Here is a 23,377-nt window from a genome sequence, read left to right as displayed (position 1 = left end):
TTCTTTATGATTGAGAGTCTTGAATATACATCTCGTCACATTAGATCTAGTTTACTTTTTAGCGTCTTCCACCAGCCATTCAGCAACTTGCTTAGCAAAGTACGTTAATACGCCATCAGCACCAGCTCGCTTAAAGCAAAGCAGTGATTCAAGAACCGTTTCACGCTCTTTTAACCAACCGTTTTGGAAAGCCGCTTTGTGCATCGCATACTCACCAGAAACCTGATAAGCAAAAGTAGGAACTTGCAGTTCAGATTTAACACGGCGTACGACATCTAGATATGGCATTCCCGGCTTAACCATCACCATATCCGCACCTTCTTGAATATCCATTGCCACTTCGTGAATCGCTTCTTCACCATTGGCTGGATCCATCTGATAAGTCTTCTTATCTGCACCTTTTAGGTTACCCGCAGAACCGACTGCATCACGGAACGGTCCGTAGTAATGAGATGCATATTTTGCTGAGTACGCCATAATTTGAGTGTTAATAAATCCAGCTTGCTCTAATGCATCACGAATAGCACCAATTCGACCATCCATCATATCTGAAGGTGCAACAACATCTGCCCCCGCTTCTGCATGAGAAAGCGCCTGTTTAATGAGAACTTCTGTCGTCTCATCATTCAATACATAGCCGCTTTCATCAATGATGCCATCTTGACCATGTGTCGTGAATGGGTCTAACGCAATATCAGTGATAACCCCAAGCTCAGGCACTTCTTTCTTTAACGTACGAACGGCAATTTGGACTAAACCATCAGGATTATATGCCTCTTCGGCTAGCAAGCTTTTCACGTCTTGCCCAACAACAGGGAACAATGCAATTGCAGGAATGCCTAATTTGACTAAGTACTTTGCTTCTTCAATTAATAAATCAACAGACAAACGCTCAATACCCGGCATTGAATCAATCGTCTCACGCTGTTCTGCTCCCGGAAGAACAAACATTGGATAGATTAAATCATTTGCTGTTAATACATTCTCTGCCGCTAAACGACGACTAAAATCGTGTTTACGTAAGCGACGTGGACGGCGCGCTGGAAACATTCCATGAGATAGAGTAGTCACAATAACCTCTTTAATTATTATCGTTTTGAAGATCGAATGACCTTCTAAATTAACAGAGTGTGATGATAATGCTAGTTAGCGCATCACACGATAAATATCTATTTTATAACTTAAAAAGCTGCTTGGTATTTTTTGTCGTAATGCGATCAATTTCCGCTAAGGTAAGCCCTTTGCTGTCTGCGAGTTTTTGACCTATCAATTGTGTATAAGCAGGCTCATTACGTTTGCCTCGATTAGGCACTGGAGCAAGGTAAGGGCTATCGGTTTCGAGAATCACTCTACTTAAATCCAACTCAGGTAAAACATCATTCATGCCTGAGTTTTTAAAGGTCGAAACACCGCCTAAACCAAGATGAAAGCCTAATGCATTAATCGCCTGCGCTTGTTGCAGCGTACCGCCAAAACAGTGAAAAACCCCCGTTAAAGAGCCATCTTGCTCTTTCTCTAATAACGAAAGTACCTGATCAATGGAATCACGGGTATGGATAACAACAGGCAAATTACGTGCTTTAGACCAATTAAGTTGAGTCACAAAAGCGTGTTCTTGTTCCGCTTGATAGGTTTTATCCCAATAAAGATCGATACCAATCTCACCCACCGCAATAAAATTATGTTTATCAAACCACGATTCAATAATCGCTAACGTTTCATCGACATTACCGTCGACATAGCAAGGATGCAGTCCCATCATTGAACGACAAAATCCGGGATACTTTGCTTCCGTCGCTAACATTGGCTCGATAGATTCTAAGTCAATATTGGGTTGTAAGATCATTTCAATCGATTGTTTTTTAGCTCTAGCGACAACCTCATCGCGATCGTCATTAAACTCTGAACCATAAATATGCGCGTGGCTATCAATCATGATAAGTCCCTAACTAAAAATTAATGATATACATTACCGCGAAGTGATAAAGATAAACAGAAAAAATATCTGATAAAAATAACGAATAACCAAAGCACTATACCCAAAGTAATTGGAGTTTCTAGTCGGCGGCAAGTGAATGAGGCCTCATGAGTATAGGAGTACTCTATGATTGGGGCGAATGAATATAACCAACAACCTAGCAACTTCAAGTAAGAAGGGGATTAATGGCTCAAATCTCAGATAGAAAAAAACCGACAACAAGGTGTCGGTTTTTTATTGAAAATAAGGTGTTACTCAGCAACTTCATCTTCTTCAGGCTTGGTATAGAAACGAGCAAAAAACAAGCCAATTTCAAATAGCAGACACATTGGAATTGCCAATAGAGTTTGTGAAATCATATCTGGTGGTGTTAAGAACATCCCAACGACAAATGCAGCAACAACAATATAAGGTCGTTTTGTCTTTAAGCTTTCAATATCTGTCACCCCTGTCCAGCACAATAAAATAATCGCGACTGGGATTTCAAAGGCAATACCAAATGCCATAAAGAGCGCAAGAACAAAGTCGAGATAATTCGCAATATCAGTAGCAACCTCTACCCCAACCGGAGCAACTTTAGTAAAGAAACTAAAGACTAATGGAAATACCACGTAGTATGCAAATGCCACACCAAGGTAAAATAGTAGCGAACTAGAAAAAAGCAGTGGCATCACTAGCTTCTTCTCATGCTTATATAAACCAGGAGCAACAAATGCCCAAACTTGATATAGGATCACCGGTACAGCAATAAAAACGGAGACCACTAAAGTTAGTTTTATTGGTGTAAAAAACGGTGAAGCAACATCTGTTGCAATCATCGATGCCCCCGCAGGTAGCTTTGATATTAAAGGTGCAGAAATAAATGCATAAATATCATTAGCGAACCAAACAATGACAAGAAAAACTGCCACAACAGCAGCAATTGCTCGCATTAAACGGTTTCTTAGCTCTAGCAAGTGACTGATTAAAGGTAAAGTATCTTCGACAGCTGACATAATTACTCAGATTTCTCTTGTTTTGCCGCTTTCGGCTCTGGCGATTCTGCAGTTTGAGCCGTAGTCGTAGAACTAGCACTCTCACTATATGGACGCTGAACTTCACTCGCAGCTTTCTTTAACTCATTAACAGAGTCTTGTAACTCCGGAGAAAGATCTTTCATCCCCATATTTTCGGCTTTTTTGAGATTCTCTTGTAGCTCTTGAATTTTTAACTCTTGGCTCAATTCATCTTTTACTGAATTTGCCATGCTACGTGCAGCACCCACCCACTTTGCAACAGAACGTATTGCAATAGGTAGACGCTCAGGTCCAAGAACTACCAATCCAACGACGGAGATCAGCACTAACTCCCAGAAGCCAATATCAAACACAGATTAAACCTGCTCTTTGTCTTTAGATTTAGTTTTTTCTGATTCTTCTTTCATCTCTTCAGAGATCTGTTTTGGATCAAAATCAGCATCTTTATCAGATTTCTTTGCAGCAGCAGCATCTTCATCACTGATGGCTTTTTTGAAGCCTTTAACTGCAGAACCTAAGTCTCCACCTAATGTACGTAGTTTTTTTGTACCGAATAACAATACAATAATTAGCGCTATAATCAGCAACTGCCAAATACTAATACCACCCATTTTATTACCTCTATAGTAGTGTGGAGAGACCCACGATATTTAATGTAAATCAAAAATGTTTGCTAAGTGTACTCATTCATATAACAAGTAACAATGACTCAACTCAAAGTTAACCATCAGCGTCGATAAAAACGCCAACCTATAATCCAGCTTACAGTACCGATAACCGATAAGATGATAGGAACCACCTCAGCATAACTACTTATAATTGCGGTACAAATAAACATTGTAGCACCAATACCAAAGAAAAACTTACCTTGGCTCTGTCTCTGCTGCTGTGCAACATAATTTTGCGATATTGAGTCGATCTTATGACTAAGTTCTTGCCCTTGTTTTAAATTATTGTAAATAAGCTCAGGAAGCTCAGGAATTTTCTCCAACCAAAACGGCGCCTTCTCTACTACTTTAGTAACAAAGGCTTGTGGTCCTAATTGTTGATCCATCCAATCTTGTAAAAAAGGCTTAGCTGTATCCCATAAGTTTAGTTGAGGATAAAGCTGTCGTCCAAGCCCTTCAATATAAAGTAATGTCTTTTGAAGTAAGACCAATTGAGGCTGCACTTCCATATTAAAGCGACGAGCAGCATTAAAAAGATTAAGTAAAACGTGGCCAAATGAGATCTCACCTAATGGTTTTTCAAAAATAGGCTCACATACGGTACGAATAGCAAATTCAAACTCATCAACATTGGTATCAGCAGGAACCCAGCCAGATGCAACATGAAGTTCGGCCACCGTTCGATAATCTTGATTAAAGAAAGCCAATAAATTACCGGCAAGATAACGTTTATCTTCTTTATTTAAAATCCCAACAATGCCGCAATCTAAGCCAATCCATTGTGGATCTTCTGGATGGTCATAAGAGACAAAGACGTTCCCCGGATGCATATCAGCATGAAAAAAACTATCACGAAAAACTTGAGTAAAGAAGACTTCAACACCACGCTCAGCCAGAAGCTTCATATTGGTGCCATTGGCTTCTAAAGCAGGAATATCTGATACTTGAATTCCATAAATTCGCTCCATAACCAATAAATTTTCACGACAGAGGTCGGTATGAACGGCAGGAACATAAAGAACTGGGCTACCTTCAAAATTACGACGAAGTTGCGTCGCATTGGTCGCTTCTCGTAGTAAGTTAAGTTCATCGAGAAGTGTATTTTCATATTCTCGTACCACTTCAACAGCGCGTAAACGTCGAGTCTCAGGTAGAAACTTAGAGACCATACGAGCCAAACGGTACATTAACCGAATATCCGCCTGAATCACTTTTTTAATATCAGGGCGGATAACTTTTAATACAATTTCTTCACCGCTCTCTTTTAAGGTTGCGGTATGAACTTGCGCGATAGATGCCGATGCTAAAGGATTAATATCAAAATCATCAAACCACTTTTCAATCGGTCCACCTAATGCCTGCTCTATCTGCTTCTTAGCGACGGCACCATCATAAGGAGAGACTTGGTCTTGCAGCAGTGCGAGTTCGTCCGCAATATGAGGAGGAAAAAGATCACGGCGCGTTGACATCATTTGACCGAATTTAATCCAAACTGGCCCTAACTCTTGTAGCGCAAGACGAAGGCGTTCACCCAAGGCTTTCTCTTGATGGCAGTTTTTAATCCAGAACAATCCTTTGCGAAAAAAAGCGGCTTTTTCTGTTAATTCTGTCTCAGGAAGAAGTTGATCAAGACCATAAGTGAGCAACACTGAGGTAATTTTATATAATCGCTTTAATTCAGCGGGTCTCATAGAGTCTCACTTATTTTATTGAGACGTGCTTCAAGGATTGATACTTTTTCACTGATATCTTCGATCTGATCAAAGTGATATAAAGCTTCGAGTCGACTCGGCGCTAATTGCCATTCATCTGTCACAACACGGGCTAATCTTGCCACCTGCTTTTGATGTTGAGATTCAATAAACTGCTTTCCTTGTTTTGCACTACGCACTAATTTATGCGCAACAATATCACCCGTATAACGAGAGAGTAACTCTTCAATATCGGGCTTAATCATCGAAAGCAATAACGAGAAATCTTGTGCCGTTTGCAACTCGCCATCTAAAACCAATCTGCCTTGTTGAATGAGTTGAGTGATATTATTTTTATCACGTAATTCAGGCAAAATGGAAAGATTAAGTGTCAGACGACAATCTGGCTCACCTTCAAAGTTGGTTAAAATATCGACTTGATGACTGAAAACAAAAAAGAGCTGCTTTTCAAGTTCAACAACAGTGACCGCTAAAATCTTGCCTTTTAATTTCATCATTAAGCGAGAAGTATCAGCGCTCTCTTTTAATAACTGATTAAAGCCAGTCTCAATAACTCCAACAGCAAATGTATCTATCGGCATCCCTAGCTCAGCTCCTTAAAACTTATATCCACGGTGAAGTGCAACGACACCTGCAGTTAAGTTGTAGTAACTTGTCTGCTCAAATCCCGCATGCTCCATCATCTCTTTTAACGTATCTTGATCTGGATGCATGCGAATAGATTCAGCAAGGTAACGATAGCTTTCACCATCATTAGCAATCATTTCACCCATTTTTGGTAATAAGTGGAATGAGTATTGATCATAGACTTTTGAGATCACTTCATGAATCGGTTTCGAGAACTCAAGCACCAATAGACGACCACCGGGCTTTAATACACGAAACATCGAACGTAGCGCACGATCTTTATCGGTTACATTACGCAGACCAAAACCGATAGTGATACAGTCAAAGTAATCATCAGGGAAAGGCAGCTGTTCCGCATTAGCTTGAACATATTCTACATTGCCGACAATACCAATATCACGTAATTTATCACGACCAACGGTTAACATTGAGTTGTTAATATCCGCTAAGACAACTTGACCTTTATCACCGACAATACGTGAAAATTTAGCCGTTAAGTCACCGGTTCCTCCTGCAAGATCAAGTACTCGTTGACCCGGGCGAACGCCACTACAATCGATAGTGAAACGTTTCCAAACACGGTGAATACCGAATGACATTAAATCATTCATAATGTCATATTTTGCCGCTACAGAGTGAAACACCTCTGCAACCATCTCTTCTTTTTGATCTTTTTGAATGGTTTTAAAACCGAAGTGTGTTGTATCTTCTGTTTTGTTTTCCATGATATCAGTCATTTTATCTCCCCTTAATAACCTTGCTAGTGTACTGTATGGGGCGCTTTTGCTCTAGCTTTGATTTGATCTGTCGACCAATCTGTTGGGTATATCTTGTTTTACTTCAACACCTAACTGCTTAAAACTCTCAGCTTGACGAATGACATTCCCTCTACCTGTTGATAACTTATTGATTGCACTCTGGTAACTCCCATTCGCTTTATCAAGCGCTAAACCTATATTCTCCATATCACTGACAAACAGCCTCACCTTGTCGTAAAGCTTACTGGCACGCTCTGCAATAATTTGAGCATTTTGATTCTGTTTTTCATGCCGCCACAAATTATTAATGGTTCGAAGTGCCACCATTAATGTTGTCGGACTAACTAATAATATGTTGTGATTAAGGGCTTGGTTCACTAATGAGGGATCGGCTGAAATGGCCACTTGAAATGCAGGCTCAACCGGAATAAACATTAAGACATAATCAAGACTATTAACGCCATTCAGCAATTGGTAATCTTTTTTTGCTAACCCACGAATATGGGCTTTAAGTGCAGCAACATGATCATTCAGTGCCGTTTCTTGCTCATCAAAACTTTCAGCATTAAAATAACGCTCATACGCGACTAGTGCCATTTTTGCATCAATAATGACATCTTTATCATTAGGAAGATGCACCACAATATCAGGTTGATAACGTTTACCTTGCTCACTATCAAGATTAACCTGAGTGTCATACTCATACCCTTCTCTTAGACCTGAGCTTTCAAGTACCTGACTCAAGACCATCTCTCCCCAGTTACCTTGTTGTTTATTATCACCTTTAAGGGCCTTGGTTAGATTGAGAGCCTCTTGGGACATTTTATCGTTGAGTTGTTGTAAGTTTCTTATCTCATGGATTAAGGTATGACGCTCTTTTGCTTGATCACCAAAACCATCATTTACTTGTTTTCTAAAACCTTCTAACTGCTCTTTAAGCGGAGTTAAAATACCATCTAAACTTACCTTATTCTGTTCATCGACAGATTGGGTTTTCTGTTCAAATAGCTCATTAGCTAAATTAGTAAACTCACTCTTTAATCGCAACTCTGCATTCTCTAATAAGGCGATTTTTTCATTCGCGCTTTGTTGTTGCTCATAAAAGCGAGCAACTTGTTCACGATGTTGAGCATCTTGTTCTGCATGACTTTGTTGTAATAAACGATAATTACTTTCTAGATCGAGCTTCTCTTGACGTAACTGATCAAATATCCGTAATTTTTCTATGGCTGCCGTAAGCTTGCCATGCATTTGTCGTTGATCCGCCATCAAACGATCTCGCTCCATATCGAGCTGATCGATCTCTTCTTGCTGTTGATCATTTTGCTGTTGATAATGATCAATCTGTTGTTGGGTTAGATTTTTGATCTCTTCGATCTGACGCTCAGCCCAACGTTGTTGCTCTTTCGCTTTTTGGCTTATCGACCAACGCGCGAGCAATAAACTGACAATAAAAACTGCAACACCAAAACCAATTAAACCGACCTCTAAACTCATTCCATTACTTATTAACCAATTTGACATGAATACTCTCAATTCTATCTTTAATCCCTAAAAGGTATAAATGAACTGGATAAATGTCCAGTACCATTTCACTATTATAATGATTTCTTTATAAATAAATCGATAAAAGTGTGATTTGTCGTCATTGATAAAATCACCGATAAAAATCAGTTAAATTTGCCCCGAAGATTTAATACCTTATACCCAAATGAATTGGAGTTACTAGTGGGCGGCAAGTGAGTAAGTCTCCATGAATATATACCTAAAATAATTGGAGTTGCTAGTAGGCGGCAAATGAGTGAGGCCCCATGAGTATAGATGTACTCTATGATTGGGCGAACGTATAACCCATTACTTTCACAAACCTAGTCTAACTAGCAGCTTCAAGTAAGAAGGGCATATATTCAATAAATGTAATAGACTAACACCTTAAAATTAAACTTATTAGGATTTATTACCTCATGAATGAGCGCTCTGCTTTAGGGTATGGTTTGGCTGCAGTTTTACTTTGGTCAACCGTTGCTACCGCATTTAAAATTACGTTGCAATACTTTACCCCTAGCCAAATGTTAGTCGGTGCGAGTGCGGTTTCGGTGATTACATTAGTCATAATTGCCGCTAAAAAGGGCGTGTTATCCCAACTATCAACCACATTTAAAAAGCGTCCTCTCTATTTTTTGATTCTAGGATTAATTAACCCTTTTGCCTATTACTTAGTCCTTTTTCAAGCCTATGAGTTACTTCCAGCTTCTCAAGCTCAACCTTTAAATTACAGTTGGGCAATTACCTTAACCTTAATGGCGGCGGTTTTTCTTGGTCAAAAGATCCGTAAACAAGACTGGGCAGCCTGTGCATTAGGTTATTTTGGTGTGATTGTGATTGCCACCAAAGGCGATCTCTTGGCTCTTCAGTTTGATAGTCCACTAGGCGTAGGGTTGGCGCTTTTTTCTACCTTACTTTGGGCACTTTATTGGATATTAAATGCTAAAAACAGTGCCGACCCTATTTTAAGCTTGTTACTAGGCTTTGCACTTTCATTACCTTTTTCTATTGCTGTTAGTTTGTATGAGGGGGAATGGAGTTCTGTGCCTTGGCAAGGATGGGCTGCAGTGAGTTATGTTGGACTTTTTGAGATGGGAATTACCTTTGTTCTTTGGTTAACGGCATTAAAGAAAACACAAAATACAGCCCGTATTAGTAATTTGGTGTTTATCTCTCCATTTATTTCATTGCTGCTATTAAGCCAGATTATTGGAGAACAAATTTATCCATCAACGTTAATTGGACTCGGTTTGATTGTTTGTGGTTTGGTGATCCAGCAGCTGAAATTTAAAGAAAAATCCCTTTAAAGAAAAAAGCTTTAGGAAAAATAATTACTTCTCTTTAGATATAAAAATGGCGCTACGATTTCAATTAAAATCTTCAGCGCCATTATTTTAAACTAATTCTCATCTTAGCTTGAATCGACTAAGAACTAATCACCGATTGAGGGTGCCAACGTTGACCAGATTTACTCCAGAGAATAATCAATCCAGGCAATAACAGCCACATTTGAGCTGTTAGCAATAGACTATCGGTTAAACCAAAACGCTGAGTAATCCCAACCAATAGACCTGAACCACTCATCTGAAATAACCCTAATAATGCGGCTGCAGTACCGGCACAATCACCAAAAGGTGCCAATGCTCGCCCAGCTGAAGCCCCCATAATCAGTGCAAAGCTCACCGAGGTAATAAATATTGGCCCCATAAATGCGAGAGGAGTATTTACCTCTCTAAAGATAAACATTAATGCTCCTGCAATCAGTACCAAGACTAACCCTACAGTTAATGCATTACGGCTACCAAATTTATCAATATAGCGTGGAGCCAATAGACAACCCACAATATTTATTACGGCATTAATTCCAAACCAGATACTAAACTGCTGCATATCTAAGCCAAGATTGACAATCAAAAATGAAGGGGCTGCGGTAACGTAAGATAAAATCACTGCCATTCCTAACATACATAGAGAAGCATGGAAGAGAAAAACCGGTGACTTTAAAACGACTAAATAGCGATCTAAACTAATTAACTTACCTTGCGATTGCGTTGATGTAGGACGAGTTTCACTAAAAAAGATCATCAACAATACGCCAGCAATTACGCCATAACCAAACATAAAACTAAAGTTTGAACGCCAACCAAAGTGGAAGCTTAACCATCCTCCCAATAACGGAGCCAAAGCAGGAATAAAACAGATCGCGCCATTTAAATAACTAATCATGCGACCGCTACGCTCAGGGCCAAAACTATCACGAACAGCAGAAAAAGCAGCGACTGAAGTACAGCATGCTCCAAAGCCTTGAATTAATCGTGCAAATAACATTAGATCTAAGCTTTTCGCCCACCATGCTAGCAGTGCACTAGCGGCATAAATTACTGCACCAATCAGTGCAATCGGGCGACGACCGTAACGATCTGCCAAAGGTCCTGCAAATAACTGCCCTAACCCTAAACTAAAAATAAATAGCGTCACGGTATCTTGAATATTTGTTAAATCAACCTGATAACTCTCCGCCATCATTGGCAGTGCAGGTAGGTAAATATCAATCGCTAGTGGGCTAAATAGCACCAGCATAATCATCAAAATAATTAACTTTGATGAGGGTGATTGTGTTGTGTTCATACATCTCCTTATTCATTCGCGGCAAGTCTACTGGGTAATAGGAGAAAGTTAAATTAATTTCGATATTCAATTGCAGATAAGTTAAAAAAAGAATAGGTTAGAAGATTAAACAAGGATGTTATTTTAAATAGAAGACAGTAATCTCGTCACCTTAATAAAAACACATCGATATATACCTAAAGTAATTGGAGTTGCTAATAGGCAAGGCCCCATGAGTATAGGTTTTCTATATGATTGAACGAATGAATAAAGCCAACAAGCAACTTCAAGTAAGAAGGGTATAAAGGTATAGAATAAAGTTTAACCTAAAAGGTTAATCACTATCAATCACCCATTTTTTATAAAATAGAAGGTTTACTTTTATGGAAGCAATTACTACTCAACGAGTCGAAGAGCTACGTCAATGGCTAGTTGAAAACAATCTTGATGCGATTTTAATTCCTCATGAAGATGAATATTTGGGTGAATATATTCCAGCACACAATGAGCGTTTACATTGGCTAACTGGATTTACTGGTTCAGCTGGCGCAGCAGTAGTAACTCAAGATAAAGCAGCCATTTTTGTTGATGGTCGTTATGTTGTTCAAGTGACAAAGCAAGTACCGTCTCCGCTTTTTGAATACCGTCATCTAATCGAAGAGCCAGCATTGGGTTGGCTAGAACAAAATTTAGCTCCCAATGCTTCAGTTGCCATTGATCCTCGTCTACATAGTACGGCGTGGTTAGCGAAGGCAAAAGAGAGTACTGGAGGTAAACTCTCTCTGGTTTCATTAGAAAAGAATCCAATTGATACATTGTGGCGAGATCGCCCTGAGCCACTACTTTCTTCAGCGCGTTTAATGGGATTAGAGTATGTCGGTCAATCATCGAGTGACAAGCGCGAAAATGTGGCAAAAGAGCTTCAAGCTAAAGGTATAGATGCTGCATTACTAACACAACTAGATACGATTTGCTGGTTACTTAATATCCGTGGTGAAGATGTTTCTCGTTTGCCTGTTCTGCTTTCTCATATCGTGATTAATCGTCAAGGTGACGTTGATTTCTATATTGATGCTGATCGTTTACCTAGCGAATTTTCAGCTCATGTTGGAACTGGTGTTTCCGTTAAGTCACCAGCAGAGCTGCAAAGTGGGTTAACTTCATTAGCTGGTAACAAAGTCTTAGTAGACTCGGCAAATAGCAACGCTTGGTTAAGTCAAATTTTAGTTGATGCTGGCTCAACAATTATTGAAGGTGCAGATCCCTGTCTATTAGCAAAAGCGGCAAAGAATCCGACCGAAATTGCAGGTATGAAAGCATGTCATATCCGTGATGGTGTTGCGGTGAGTCGTTTCTTAGCATGGCTTGATAGTGAGGTCGCTGCAGGTAATCTACACGATGAAGCAGTACTGGCTGATAAGCTAGAAGCATTCCGTCGTCTTGATGAGACTATTGTAGACTTAAGTTTTGATACCATCTCAGCAGCAGCCGGTAATGCAGCAATGTGTCACTATAATCATGAGAACCAACCAGAGCCAAGCCGATTAGAGATGGACAGTGTTTATCTTGTTGATTCAGGTGGTCAATACCCAGATGGAACAACAGATATCACACGTACTATTGCTATTGGCACGCCAAGTGATGAATTGAAGCAACAGGTTACGCTCGTACTAAAAGGGCATATTTCTCTAGCAAGTGCCCGCTTCCCACAAGGCACTGTTGGCTCTCAGCTTGATGTACTCGCTCGTCAACACTTATGGGCTCGTGGTTATGATTACGATCACGGTACTGGTCATGGTGTTGGTCACTTCTTAAGTGTTCACGAAGGGCCACAACGTATATCTAAAGTATATAACAGCACCGCATTATTAGCAGGAATGGTGGTATCGAATGAGCCGGGTTACTACCGTGCCGATGAATTTGGTATTCGTATTGAGAATTTAGAGCAAGTGGTAGCAATTGAAACCAATGGTGACAATTCAATGCTAGGATTCGAGTCACTTACTCGTGCTCCGATTGATAAGCGCCTTATCAATGTCGATATGCTAAATCGTCCAGAATTAACTTGGTTGAATCATTATCATCAGATGGTGTGGGATGATCTAAGTCCATTAATAAGTGGGGATGAACTAAAATGGCTAGAGCAGGCAACAGCGGCTATTAGTTATTAGTTAACTATTTAAAAAATATAAAAAGAGCAGTGATGGCTAAATCACAGCTCTTTTTTTATTCATTATTCGACACGAACTCAAGCCATAATGGCGTTAAACGCAGCAACCGTCTGCTTAAGATCTTTACTCTCTTTTAAAGCGTGCTCAATCGTAAAGCCAACGACACCAGTGCGAAAAATTCGATCTGCATTCTCTAAATTAATCCCACCAATTGCTAACGTTGGAGTTGTTTTCACCAATTGACGATAAAGTGCTAAATGATTTATCCCTTCTGGATCAGTTTCTGCCGTTGAGAATCTATGCTTCAATGCGATATAGCTTGGACGAAGAGGCAATGCTTCTATGACTCCAAAATACCCATTAATCGAAATCCCTAACCTAACAGCTGCTTGTTTTACTTGTAAAAGATCAACACTATCGAGATCTTTCTGATGAAGATGAACACCATATGCATTATGTTTTAATGCCAATTGCCAATGGTCACAAATAAAGAGAAAGGCTTGATACTCTTCAGAGAGCTCAACCGCGGCGACAATCTTTTGTTCTACACTTTCACTTTCAGGCTTAAATTGAACCGTTTTAACGCCCAACTTAAAAAAAGCTTCCAACTCTTCTAGACTGCTTACGACCGGATTCAAACCAATGTTAGGCTCAAGTAGGCTCGGGAAAGCACAGGTCTCTTCTGCAATCTGATGTAATTGATTTAAAGTTGAGTCAGATTTATTGTAAAACGATTTAGGAAACAATTCTAAGTTAACAGGCCATGAAACTTTTTTTATCTCATCACTGTTACTATGTGCAATATTATTTGAAAAGGCGCGAGCAAGTACCAGTGAATCATCAAGGGAAAAAGAGAGTGCCAGTGCGGTCAAAAGCATTGCTCGATGATCTTCAGTTCGACAAGTTGGATGGCTTTTTAGCATTCGAAGTTGTCCACCACTAAACCAGATATCAACAATATCCTCATTAGAAAGCGGGAAGCTACTAATAATCAGATTAGGATTTTCTTCTACTTTAGCAATTAATGTATCAATCTTTGGATAAGGTGCAATCCAACTATCTTGTATCACTAAGTGCTCTTTTTTAGGAAGTGCTCGGTTATCAAACATAATAGAGGTCTGAATTTGACTACCTGTGAGAACGATAGAATCTCCATCACTTACCTCTATTTCAACTTGCTCACCAAGACTAAATTGATCAGCAATAGAAAGCAGTGGTTCAATCTTCATTAACAGAGGAATAAACTTATCAGGTAACCGTAAAACACTCATTATATATCCCTTATGACAAAAATAATAAAATTGTTGCTATTGACGATAAAGAAAGCAGTCATTTAGGTTAGCACAATTAAGATAACAGCAATAATCAAATAAATTGACTACCCTGTTATCTTATCGTTTATAACTTAGGGAGGGAGGCTTATGATTTAGTTAGTAATTGGAAACCAGCCCATGCAGCAAACACACAGATAGTTACGTTAAGAATGATGTTTAATCCCATTTTTAAGAATGCTGATTGCTGCATCAGAACAACATTATCCATTGAGAACGTTGAGAATGTGGTTAAAGCGCCAAGGAAGCCTAATCCAATAATTTGACGCCAAGGTGAAGAAGCAATAATGCCTTGCTCCATTGCCGACATCAAAAGTCCCATAATAAATGAGCCTAAAATATTCACTGTTAGTGTACCGTATGGGAAACCACGTCCCAATAACATCACACAGAATTCAGAGATAAGAAAGCGAGAACAAGCACCAAATGCACCACCCACTGCAATAAAACCTAAAACGGTTAATTGACCCATAGCTATAAAACCTTATTTGTAATTTATGTCTTAAAATATCGTTATAAAAACCATCTAAATATAAGTTCGATTAGATAATATGTAACGCTATTACGAAAAAGAGTAGACGATTATTCATAAAAAAAACAAAAATACTAGCTCAAAATTCAACCATTATTAATACTAATAATAAATACCTTTTAAATCAGCTTGATAAGTTTTTATTAAAATATCAATGTTATCTTTTATATTTGATCACTATCAATATAGTGCAATTCAATAGAAAAAACTGGCTAAAAAATAATAATCAAATAAGAAAATACTTAAAAAAAAGAAACCAACTTAAAGCAATCTCAATATAAAAAAATCGAGTGATAAGGGGTTAACTTACCTATATAAAATAATTGGAGTTGCTAGTAGGCGGCAAGTGAGTGAAGCCCCATGAGTATAGGTGTACTCTATAATTGGGGCGAATAAGCGACGCCAACAACCTAGCGACTTCAAGTATGAAGGGTATATATCTAAATAAGATCGTAGAGTAAAAAAGGCAATAACTAAAATAAAATCATTTTTGATATCTACTACAATAAATCAATTATTATAAATAAATGATTTATCAATTAAACAACGACTCAAGAATCAACTCTATTAGTGCTTCTTTATCCATAAAAAGTTCTATCTCATTGTTGAGCTATCAATCTAGCTTCACTTTTCTACAGACGTAAAAAAGCCCAAGTCGTAAGACTTGGACTTTGCTGTTTATCAATGAAGGTTGCGGAGCGAACTAACGATCCTTAAAAAAGAACCCGCGCCCCCGGAGTGACGGCCGCTGTGTTTTAAATAAATAGCTAATCAACTGAACGACCGTACTACTCGATAGCTTCAGTTACTTTGTTAATTGTCGATATAACATTGAATATCAGAAAATGTTTAGGCGAGATAAAGTGAAGTAATTAGTCATATTATAAACTTCATATGTTATTTTCTACAGACGTAAAAAAGCCCAAGTCGTGAGACTTGGGCTTAGTGTAGTGGCGGAGCGGACGGGACTCGAACCCGCGACCCCCGGCGTGACAGGCCGGTATTCTAACCAACTGAACTACCGCTCCTTTAGCAAAGTGCTTACGCATAATGCTAAATGCTTTTATCGTCACTAACGTGTCAAAGTTAGAAGACGTGCGTTTAGATTTTTCAATCTAAAGCATAAATTTGAAGCCTGGCGATGACCTACTCTCACATGGGGAGACCCCACACTACCATCGGCGCGATTGTGTTTCACTTCTGAGTTCGGAATGGAGTCAGGTGGGTCCACAATGCTATGGTCGCCAAGCAAATTTTGTTGTTAACCGCGAATATTCGCGTTTAACGAAATTTGGAAAGTCTGATAATTAACTTTTTTGTTTAAGTAATAATATTCTCAATACTTCATTCAAGTATCTTTTGACTCATCGAGTCGTATTCTTTTGAGTCCATCAAAACCCTTTGGGTGTTGTATGGTTAAGCCTCACGGGCAATTAGTACAGGTTAGCTCAACGTATCGCTACGCTTACACACCCTGCCTATCAACGTTCTAGTCTCGAACAACCCTTTAGGACACTTATAGTGCCAGGGAAGACTCATCTCAGGGCTCGCTTCCCGCTTAGATGCTTTCAGCGGTTATCGATTCCGAACTTAGCTACCGGGCAATGCCATTGGCATGACAACCCGAACACCAGTGGTTCGTCCACTCCGGTCCTCTCGTACTAGGAGCAGCCCCCTTCAATCTTCCAACGCCCACGGCAGATAGGGACCGAACTGTCTCACGACGTTCTAAACCCAGCTCGCGTACCACTTTAAATGGCGAACAGCCATACCCTTGGGACCGACTTCAGCCCCAGGATGTGATGAGCCGACATCGAGGTGCCAAACACCGCCGTCGATATGAACTCTTGGGCGGTATCAGCCTGTTATCCCCGGAGTACCTTTTATCCGTTGAGCGATGGCCCTTCCATTCAGAACCACCGGATCACTATGACCTGCTTTCGCACCTGCTCGAATTGTCATTCTCGCAGTCAAGCGGGCTTATGCCATTGCACTAACCTCACGATGTCCGACCGTGATTAGCCCACCTTCGTGCTCCTCCGTTACTCTTTGGGAGGAGACCGCCCCAGTCAAACTACCCACCAGGCACTGTCCGCAATCCCGATTAGGGACCAACGTTAGAACATCAAGCATACAAGGGTGGTATTTCAAGGTTGACTCCACCGCATCTGGCGACGCGGTTTCAAAGTCTCCCACCTATCCTACACATGTAGGGTCAATGTTCAGTGCCAAGCTGTAGTAAAGGTTCACGGGGTCTTTCCGTCTAGCCGCGGGTACACAGCATCTTCACTGCGATTTCAATTTCACTGAGTCTCGGGTGGAGACAGCGTGGCCATCATTACGCCATTCGTGCAGGTCGGAACTTACCCGACAAGGAATTTCGCTACCTTAGGACCGTTATAGTTACGGCCGCCGTTTACCGGGGCTTCGATCAAGAGCTTCTCCGAAGATAACCCCATCAATTAACCTTCCGGCACCGGGCAGGCGTCACACCGTATACGTCATCTTTCGATTTTGCACAGTGCTGTGTTTTTAATAAACAGTTGCAGCCACCTGGTATCTGCGACTGCCAGCAGCTTAGGGAGCAAGTCCCATCACCGCCGGCAGCGTACCTTCTCCCGAAGTTACGGTACCATTTTGCCTAGTTCCTTCACCCGAGTTCTCTCAAGCGCCTTGGTATTCTCTACCCGACCACCTGTGTCGGTTTGGGGTACGATTTCTTACGACCTGAAGCTTAGAGGCTTTTCCTGGAAGCATGGCATCAATGACTTCACTACCTTAGTAGCTCGACATCGTGTCTCAGCGTTAAAAAAGGTCCGGATTTACCTAAACCTTCCGCCTACGCACTTGAACCTGGATAACCATCACCAGGCCCACCTAGCCTTCTCCGTCCCCCCATCGCAGTCGTAAAAAGTACGGGAATATTAACCCGTTTCCCATCGATTACGCTTCTCAGCCTCATCTTAGGGGTCGACTCACCCTGCCCCGATTAACGTTGGACAGGAACCCTTGGTCTTCCGGCGAGGGGGCTTTTCACCCCCTTTATCGTTACTCATGTCAGCATTCGCACTTCTGATACGTCCAGCATACCTCTCGATACACCTTCAACCGCTTACAGAACGCTCCCCTACCCAATATAGCAAAGCTATATTGCCGTAGCTTCGGTGTGTGATTTAGCCCCGTTACATCTTCCGCGCAGGCCGACTCGACCAGTGAGCTATTACGCTTTCTTTAAATGATGGCTGCTTCTAAGCCAACATCCTGGCTGTCTGAGCCTTCCCACATCGTTTCCCACTTAATCACAACTTTGGGACCTTAGCTGACGGTCTGGGTTGTTTCCCTCTCCACGACGGACGTTAGCACCCGCCGTGTGTCTCCCGGATATTACTTACTGGTATTCGGAGTTTGCAAAGGGTTGGTAAGTCGGGATGACCCCCTAGCCTTAACAGTGCTCTACCCCCAGTAGTATTCGTCCGAGGCGCTACCTAAATAGCTTTCGGGGAGAACCAGCTATCTCCGAGTTTGATTGGCCTTTCACCCCTAGCCACAAGTCATCCGCTAATTTTTCAACATTAGTCGGTTCGGTCCTCCAGTTGATGTTACTCAACCTTCAACCTGCCCATGGCTAGATCACTCGGTTTCGGGTCTATATCCAGAGACTGTGTCGCCCAGTTAAGACTCGGTTTCCCTACGGCTCCCCTAAACGGTTAACCTTGCCACTGAATATAAGTCGCTGACCCATTATACAAAAGGTACGCAGTCACCCCATAAAAGAGGCTCCCACTGCTTGTACGTATACGGTTTCAGGTTCTATTTCACTCCCCTCACAGGGGTTCTTTTCGCCTTTCCCTCACGGTACTGGTTCACTATCGGTCAGTCAGGAGTATTTAGCCTTGGAGGATGGTCCCCCCATGTTCAGACAGGATACCACGTGTCCCGTCCTACTCGATTTCACTTAATTAGACTCTTCGGCTACGGGGCTATCACCCTCTATCGCCACGCTTTCCAGCGTGTTCACCTAACTCTAACTATGCTTAAGGGCTAATCCGAGTTCGCTCGCCGCTACTGTCGGAATCTCAATTGATTTCTTTTCCTTCGGGTACTTAGATGTTTCAGTTCCCCGAGTTTGCCTCCTATAGCTATGAATTCACTATAGGATACCTAGCTTATGCTAAGTGGGTTTCCCCATTCGGACATGGTTGGTTAATAACGCTTCTTACCAGCTCACCAACCCTTTTCGCAGGTTAGCACGTCCTTCATCGCCTCTGACTGCCAAGGCATCCACCGTATACGCTTAGTCACTTAACCATACAACCCGAAAGGGTCTTTATGTATGTTCAAACAACCAAGGTTTTTGATTGTTGATAATCAACAGGGTAATGTTAATTATCGTTTGCCGGACTCAATATAGAATTAACATCAATGATGTTAATTTGAATACAAGACACTTGAATGTGTATTGTGTTGAGAACTCGTTTATTCTTTCGAATAAACAATTATTACTTTTCAACTTATTAATGATTAAAAAATCACTAACGAGTTTACTAGTCAGCTTTCCAAATTGTTAAAGAGCATGTCTTTTTCAAGACCGTGATAATAAATACCACTTTTTAAATATTCTAAATAAAAATACTTAAAAAGTGGTGGGCGATACTGGGCTCGAACCAGTGACCCCCTCCTTGTAAGGGAGGTGCTCTCCCAACTGAGCTAATCGCCCACGATAGTTTTAATTCCATCGTGAGATAGAATGGTGGGTCGTGCAGGATTCGAACCTGCGACCAATTGATTAAAAGTCAACTGCTCTACCAACTGAGCTAACGACCCTTCTTTATTCAGGCCAAAAGCCAGAAGAAAGTGGCGTCCCGTAGGGGAGTCGAACCCCTGTTACCGCCGTGAAAGGGCGGTGTCCTAGGCCTCTAGACGAACGGGACTAAGTGTTTTGATGTGTTGGGCACATCTTCTCTTTAATTTTTTAACTTAATTCAATCTGTGTGGGTACTCATCACGAAATATCAAATCGTTAAGGAGGTGATCCAGCCCCAGGTTCCCCTAGGGCTACCTTGTTACGACTTCACCCCAGTCATGAACCACACCGTGGTAAACGCCCTCCCCGAAAGGTTAAGCTATCTACTTCTGGTGCAGCCCACTCCCATGGTGTGACGGGCGGTGTGTACAAGGCCCGGGAACGTATTCACCGTGGCATTCTGATCCACGATTACTAGCGATTCCGACTTCATGGAGTCGAGTTGCAGACTCCAATCCGGACTACGACGCACTTTTTGGGATTCGCTCACTATCGCTAGCTTGCAGCCCTCTGTATGCGCCATTGTAGCACGTGTGTAGCCCTACTCGTAAGGGCCATGATGACTTGACGTCGTCCCCACCTTCCTCCGGTTTATCACCGGCAGTCTCCCTGGAGTTCCCACCATTACGTGCTGGCAAACAAGGATAAGGGTTGCGCTCGTTGCGGGACTTAACCCAACATTTCACAACACGAGCTGACGACAGCCATGCAGCACCTGTCTTACAGTTCCCGAAGGCACACCTGCGTCTCCGCTGGCTTCTGTAGATGTCAAGAGTAGGTAAGGTTCTTCGCGTTGCATCGAATTAAACCACATGCTCCACCGCTTGTGCGGGCCCCCGTCAATTCATTTGAGTTTTAATCTTGCGACCGTACTCCCCAGGCGGTCTACTTAACGCGTTAGCTCCGAAAGCCACGGCTCAAGGCCACAACCTTCAAGTAGACATCGTTTACGGCGTGGACTACCGGGGTATCTAATCCCGTTTGCTACCCACGCTTTCGCATCTGAGCGTCAGTCTTTGTCCAGGGGGCCGCCTTCGCCACTGGTATTCCTTCAGATCTCTACGCATTTCACCGCTACACCTGAAATTCTACCCCCCTCTACAAGACTCTAGCCTACCAGTTTCAAATGACCTTCCGGAGTTGAGCTCCGGGCTTTCACATCTGACTTAATAGGCCGCCTGCATGCGCTTTACGCCCAGTAATTCCGATTAACGCTCGCACCCTCCGTATTACCGCGGCTGCTGGCACGGAGTTAGCCGGTGCTTCTTCTGCAGCTAACGTCAAATGGCAAGCGTATTAAACTTACCATCTTCCTCACTGCTGAAAGTACTTTACAACCCTAAGGCCTTCTTCATACACGCGGCATGGCTGCATCAGGCTTTCGCCCATTGTGCAATATTCCCCACTGCTGCCTCCCGTAGGAGTCTGGACCGTGTCTCAGTTCCAGTGTGGCTGATCATCCTCTCAGACCAGCTAGGGATCGTCGCCTTGGTGAGCCATTACCTCACCAACTAGCTAATCCCACTTGGGCGTATCTTAATGCGCAAGGCCCGAAGGTCCCCTGCTTTGCTCCGTAGAGAATTATGCGGTATTAGCTATCGTTTCCAATAGTTATCCCCCTCATTAAGGCAACTTCCCAAGCATTACTCACCCGTCCGCCGCTCGTCAGCAGAGTAGCAAGCTACTCTCTGTTACCGCTCGACTTGCATGTGTTAGGCCTGCCGCCAGCGTTCAATCTGAGCCATGATCAAACTCTTCAATTAAAGTTTTTTTGGCCGCTCTTGTAAAAAGGCGACCGGCTCAACGAATACTGACTTCAAAACTAAATCCAACCTTATAAATAAAGTTAGACTGTAATCTTAAAGCTACTACCATTCCAACAGAATGATAGTGAATTGACTGTGCCAGTATAATCCATAATAAATTATGTCTTACACTGTATTGGTCACTCAGTTCATTGAGTAATCTTTTTGTTGATTCTCGATAACGAGTGCCCACACAGATTGAATAAGTTAAATTGTTAAAGAGCATTGACATCGCAGTCGTTATCGCTAACAGTTGCGAAGCAAGGAGGCGTATAATACAGCTCCCTAATTTTAAGTCAAGAAGAAATTTTAATTTATTTTCAATTCCTATTTGAATCGAATTTAAAACGTCTTATTGACTTTCCTCAAAGAATGAAACACCGCGTTTTAACGCTTAGTGGCTTATCATTTAAGAGGTTGGCTATTTTACTTAACTAACTCTTGCTGTCAATCGCTTTTTTCATTAATTAAGTTATCTTTTTAAAGCCTTACCGAATCGTTTAACTTGCTCTATTTGCTCGTTATCTGTGTCGGTGGATGCGCATTATAGAGAGATGAATAAACTTGGCAACCCTTTTTTGTAAAAATAGTTTCAAAAGCTCATTTATCAATCAAATGACCTGTTTTTGATCAATAAACACGCTATTTCCCATCGATTCCTATCTCTCTACTTGTTAGTGTTCCTCTTTCTATAACCAAATCTCACCTTTACTATTAAATGATTCATCCTCAATGAGATTTTCAAGCTCTTCTTCAATGTCAAACCACAACGCTTTAAAGCATATTAATATTTGAGACTCATCACTCTCCGAATGATCAATACCCGAGGATGTCGAAAAAAGCCAAGCAAAAGAGACAAAGCAGTCGATTTGATATCCACCTTGGTGAGCGGTCACGTTAATCGCCTTTAAATTTGGCAGACAACGATAATCATCAGAAAAAAGAATCGATTGGTTCATTATACGCCCTCTAAGTTTTTTCTTAATTCACGTAAGACTTGTTTTGTACCTGGTCGAATACCACGCCACAACATAAAACTTTCAGCAGCTTGTCCAACTAGCATACCTAAACCATTTAACGATTTTTTTGCTCCCAAATCTAACGCCCATTGATTAAAGATAGTTAACCCAGGACAGTACATCATGTCATAAACTGCACAATGGTCACTAATAATAGATTCAGGTAAAGGAAGTAATTGTTTATTTAAACTCGATGCTGTTGAGTTAATAATTAAGTCAAAACTCTCACCAGCAAGAGCTTCAAATGATTTAGCTTCGATATGACCGGTTTGAGAGAATAGATCTGCTAACGTTTCTGCTTTAGAAAAAGTGCGGTTAGCAACCACTACGTGGCTAGGTTGTTGTTGCAGTATTGAGTAAAGAGCTCCTCTAGCTGCACCACCAGCTCCAAGCATTAAAATCTTAGCGTCTTTAAGGGATATTTGATGATTAAGCAGATCTTGAACAACACCTTCACCATCGGTGTTATCACCTAAAACACCGCCATCATCAAGTTTCTTTAATGTATTAACCGCTCCAGATAAGCGAGCTCGTTCTGTCAACTGAGTGGCATACTGAAACGCGTCCTCTTTAAAAGGTACGGTTACATTACAACCGCGCCCACCACTATTAAAGAATGCGTCTATATTATGATTGAATTGACCGATAGGGACTTCAAGTAATGTGTATTCCATTTTCTGCATCGTTTGACGGGCAAACAATGTATGTATAAAAGGCGACTTACTATGTCCTATGGGATTGCCAACAACAACATATCGATCCATATTATTAATTCCTATTTAAAATACTTATTGAGTTTTGAGA

The 23,377-nt window shown here is 41.3% G+C and carries 16 protein-coding genes, 4 tRNA genes and 3 rRNA genes; 2 read left to right on the top strand and 21 right to left on the bottom strand.

The window, feature by feature from the left end; all coding sequences use genetic code 11:
* Positions 1–51 precede the first annotated feature (51 nt).
* The 9 genes from hemB to rmuC all read right to left on the bottom strand — a co-directional run bounded on the left by hemB (position 52) and on the right by rmuC (position 8,283).
* Positions 52–1,050: a porphobilinogen synthase gene (hemB, locus tag L0B53_RS07410; protein WP_235062195.1), complete on the bottom strand. Its 999-nt coding sequence runs from the start codon at positions 1,048–1,050 to the stop codon at positions 52–54.
* Positions 1,051–1,174: 124 nt separating this feature from the next.
* Positions 1,175–1,936 carry a TatD family hydrolase gene (locus L0B53_RS07405; RefSeq protein WP_235061492.1) on the bottom strand — a complete coding sequence of 254 codons (762 nt, stop codon included), beginning with the start codon at positions 1,934–1,936 and terminating at the stop codon, positions 1,175–1,177.
* A gap of 293 nt (positions 1,937–2,229) precedes the next feature.
* On the bottom strand, positions 2,230–2,973 hold the full coding sequence (gene tatC, locus L0B53_RS07400) for a twin-arginine translocase subunit TatC (protein ID WP_235061491.1): 744 nt from the start codon (positions 2,971–2,973) through the stop codon (positions 2,230–2,232).
* 2 nt (positions 2,974–2,975) lie between these two features.
* Entirely contained in the window at positions 2,976–3,347 is a 372-nt protein-coding gene (gene tatB / locus L0B53_RS07395) for a Sec-independent protein translocase protein TatB (protein ID WP_235061490.1), read from the bottom strand.
* Positions 3,348–3,350: 3 nt separating this feature from the next.
* On the bottom strand, positions 3,351–3,605 hold the full coding sequence (gene tatA / locus L0B53_RS07390; protein WP_235061489.1) for a Sec-independent protein translocase subunit TatA: 255 nt from the start codon (positions 3,603–3,605) through the stop codon (positions 3,351–3,353).
* 116 nt (positions 3,606–3,721) lie between these two features.
* The gene (gene ubiB, locus L0B53_RS07385) at positions 3,722–5,353 is read right to left on the bottom strand and encodes a ubiquinone biosynthesis regulatory protein kinase UbiB (RefSeq protein WP_235061488.1); all 1,632 of its coding nucleotides are present in this window, start codon (positions 5,351–5,353) and stop codon (positions 3,722–3,724) included.
* The gene (locus tag L0B53_RS07380; RefSeq protein ID WP_235061487.1) at positions 5,350–5,955 is read right to left on the bottom strand and encodes an SCP2 domain-containing protein; all 606 of its coding nucleotides are present in this window, start codon (positions 5,953–5,955) and stop codon (positions 5,350–5,352) included. Before L0B53_RS07380 ends, ubiB begins: the two co-directional genes overlap by 4 nt.
* 15 nt (positions 5,956–5,970) lie before the next feature.
* On the bottom strand, positions 5,971–6,726 hold the full coding sequence (gene ubiE / locus L0B53_RS07375) for a bifunctional demethylmenaquinone methyltransferase/2-methoxy-6-polyprenyl-1,4-benzoquinol methylase UbiE (protein ID WP_409202832.1): 756 nt from the start codon (positions 6,724–6,726) through the stop codon (positions 5,971–5,973).
* Between the two features lie 63 nt (positions 6,727–6,789).
* Positions 6,790–8,283 carry a DNA recombination protein RmuC gene (gene rmuC / locus L0B53_RS07370; protein WP_235061485.1) on the bottom strand — a complete coding sequence of 498 codons (1,494 nt, stop codon included), beginning with the start codon at positions 8,281–8,283 and terminating at the stop codon, positions 6,790–6,792.
* 440 nt (positions 8,284–8,723) lie between these two features.
* Here rmuC and L0B53_RS07365 point away from each other — a divergent pair, with 440 nt between their 5' ends.
* Positions 8,724–9,611, top strand: coding sequence for a DMT family transporter (locus L0B53_RS07365; protein ID WP_235061484.1), 888 nt, complete (start codon positions 8,724–8,726; stop codon positions 9,609–9,611).
* A 118-nt stretch (positions 9,612–9,729) separates the two neighbouring features.
* Here L0B53_RS07365 and L0B53_RS07360 read toward each other — a convergent pair whose 3' ends face one another.
* Positions 9,730–10,932, bottom strand: a complete 1,203-nt coding sequence (locus tag L0B53_RS07360) for a multidrug effflux MFS transporter (RefSeq protein ID WP_235061483.1) — start codon at positions 10,930–10,932, stop codon at positions 9,730–9,732.
* Between the two features lie 362 nt (positions 10,933–11,294).
* Here L0B53_RS07360 and L0B53_RS07355 point away from each other — a divergent pair, with 362 nt between their 5' ends.
* Entirely contained in the window at positions 11,295–13,082 is a 1,788-nt protein-coding gene (locus L0B53_RS07355) for an aminopeptidase P family protein (RefSeq protein ID WP_235061482.1), read from the top strand.
* A gap of 77 nt (positions 13,083–13,159) precedes the next feature.
* Here the strand turns inward: L0B53_RS07355 and L0B53_RS07350 are convergent, their stop codons facing one another.
* From L0B53_RS07350 to aroE, 11 genes are all read right to left on the bottom strand, one after another.
* A complete protein-coding gene (locus tag L0B53_RS07350) occupies positions 13,160–14,353 on the bottom strand; it encodes a thiamine phosphate synthase (RefSeq protein WP_235061481.1) in 1,194 nt (397 codons plus the stop codon).
* A gap of 148 nt (positions 14,354–14,501) precedes the next feature.
* Positions 14,502–14,885 (bottom strand): fluoride efflux transporter CrcB, encoded by a 384-nt coding sequence (gene crcB, locus L0B53_RS07345; RefSeq protein WP_235061480.1) that lies wholly within the window; start codon positions 14,883–14,885, stop codon positions 14,502–14,504.
* Positions 14,886–15,896: 1,011 nt separating this feature from the next.
* Positions 15,897–15,973: transfer RNA gene (locus L0B53_RS07340), tRNA-Asp, on the bottom strand.
* 105 nt (positions 15,974–16,078) lie between these two features.
* Positions 16,079–16,194 (bottom strand): 5S ribosomal RNA (rrf, locus tag L0B53_RS07335).
* Positions 16,195–16,357: 163 nt separating this feature from the next.
* Positions 16,358–19,253, bottom strand: a 23S ribosomal RNA gene (locus L0B53_RS07330).
* A 333-nt stretch (positions 19,254–19,586) separates the two neighbouring features.
* Positions 19,587–19,662: transfer RNA gene (locus L0B53_RS07325), tRNA-Val, on the bottom strand.
* A 31-nt stretch (positions 19,663–19,693) separates the two neighbouring features.
* Positions 19,694–19,769 (bottom strand) — tRNA-Lys (locus L0B53_RS07320).
* 31 nt (positions 19,770–19,800) lie between these two features.
* A tRNA-Glu gene (locus L0B53_RS07315) sits at positions 19,801–19,876 on the bottom strand.
* A gap of 90 nt (positions 19,877–19,966) precedes the next feature.
* A 16S ribosomal RNA gene (locus L0B53_RS07310) occupies positions 19,967–21,512 on the bottom strand.
* Together the 16S, 23S and 5S rRNA genes with 4 tRNA genes alongside form the textbook arrangement of a ribosomal RNA operon.
* 731 nt (positions 21,513–22,243) lie before the next feature.
* Complete coding sequence (locus L0B53_RS07305) at positions 22,244–22,513, bottom strand: DUF1488 family protein (RefSeq protein ID WP_235061479.1); 270 nt, start codon at positions 22,511–22,513, stop codon at positions 22,244–22,246.
* Positions 22,513–23,337, bottom strand: coding sequence for a shikimate dehydrogenase (gene aroE / locus L0B53_RS07300; RefSeq protein ID WP_235061478.1), 825 nt, complete (start codon positions 23,335–23,337; stop codon positions 22,513–22,515). The genes L0B53_RS07305 and aroE overlap by 1 nt, the downstream gene beginning before the upstream one ends.
* Positions 23,338–23,377: the final 40 nt, after the last annotated feature.

This window comes from Vibrio sp. SS-MA-C1-2 (genome assembly GCF_021513135.1).
In the GTDB taxonomy this organism is placed as follows: domain Bacteria; phylum Pseudomonadota; class Gammaproteobacteria; order Enterobacterales; family Vibrionaceae.
Note: the sequence above shows the minus strand (reverse complement) of the source record. Positions and strands in the feature narration are given on the sequence as shown.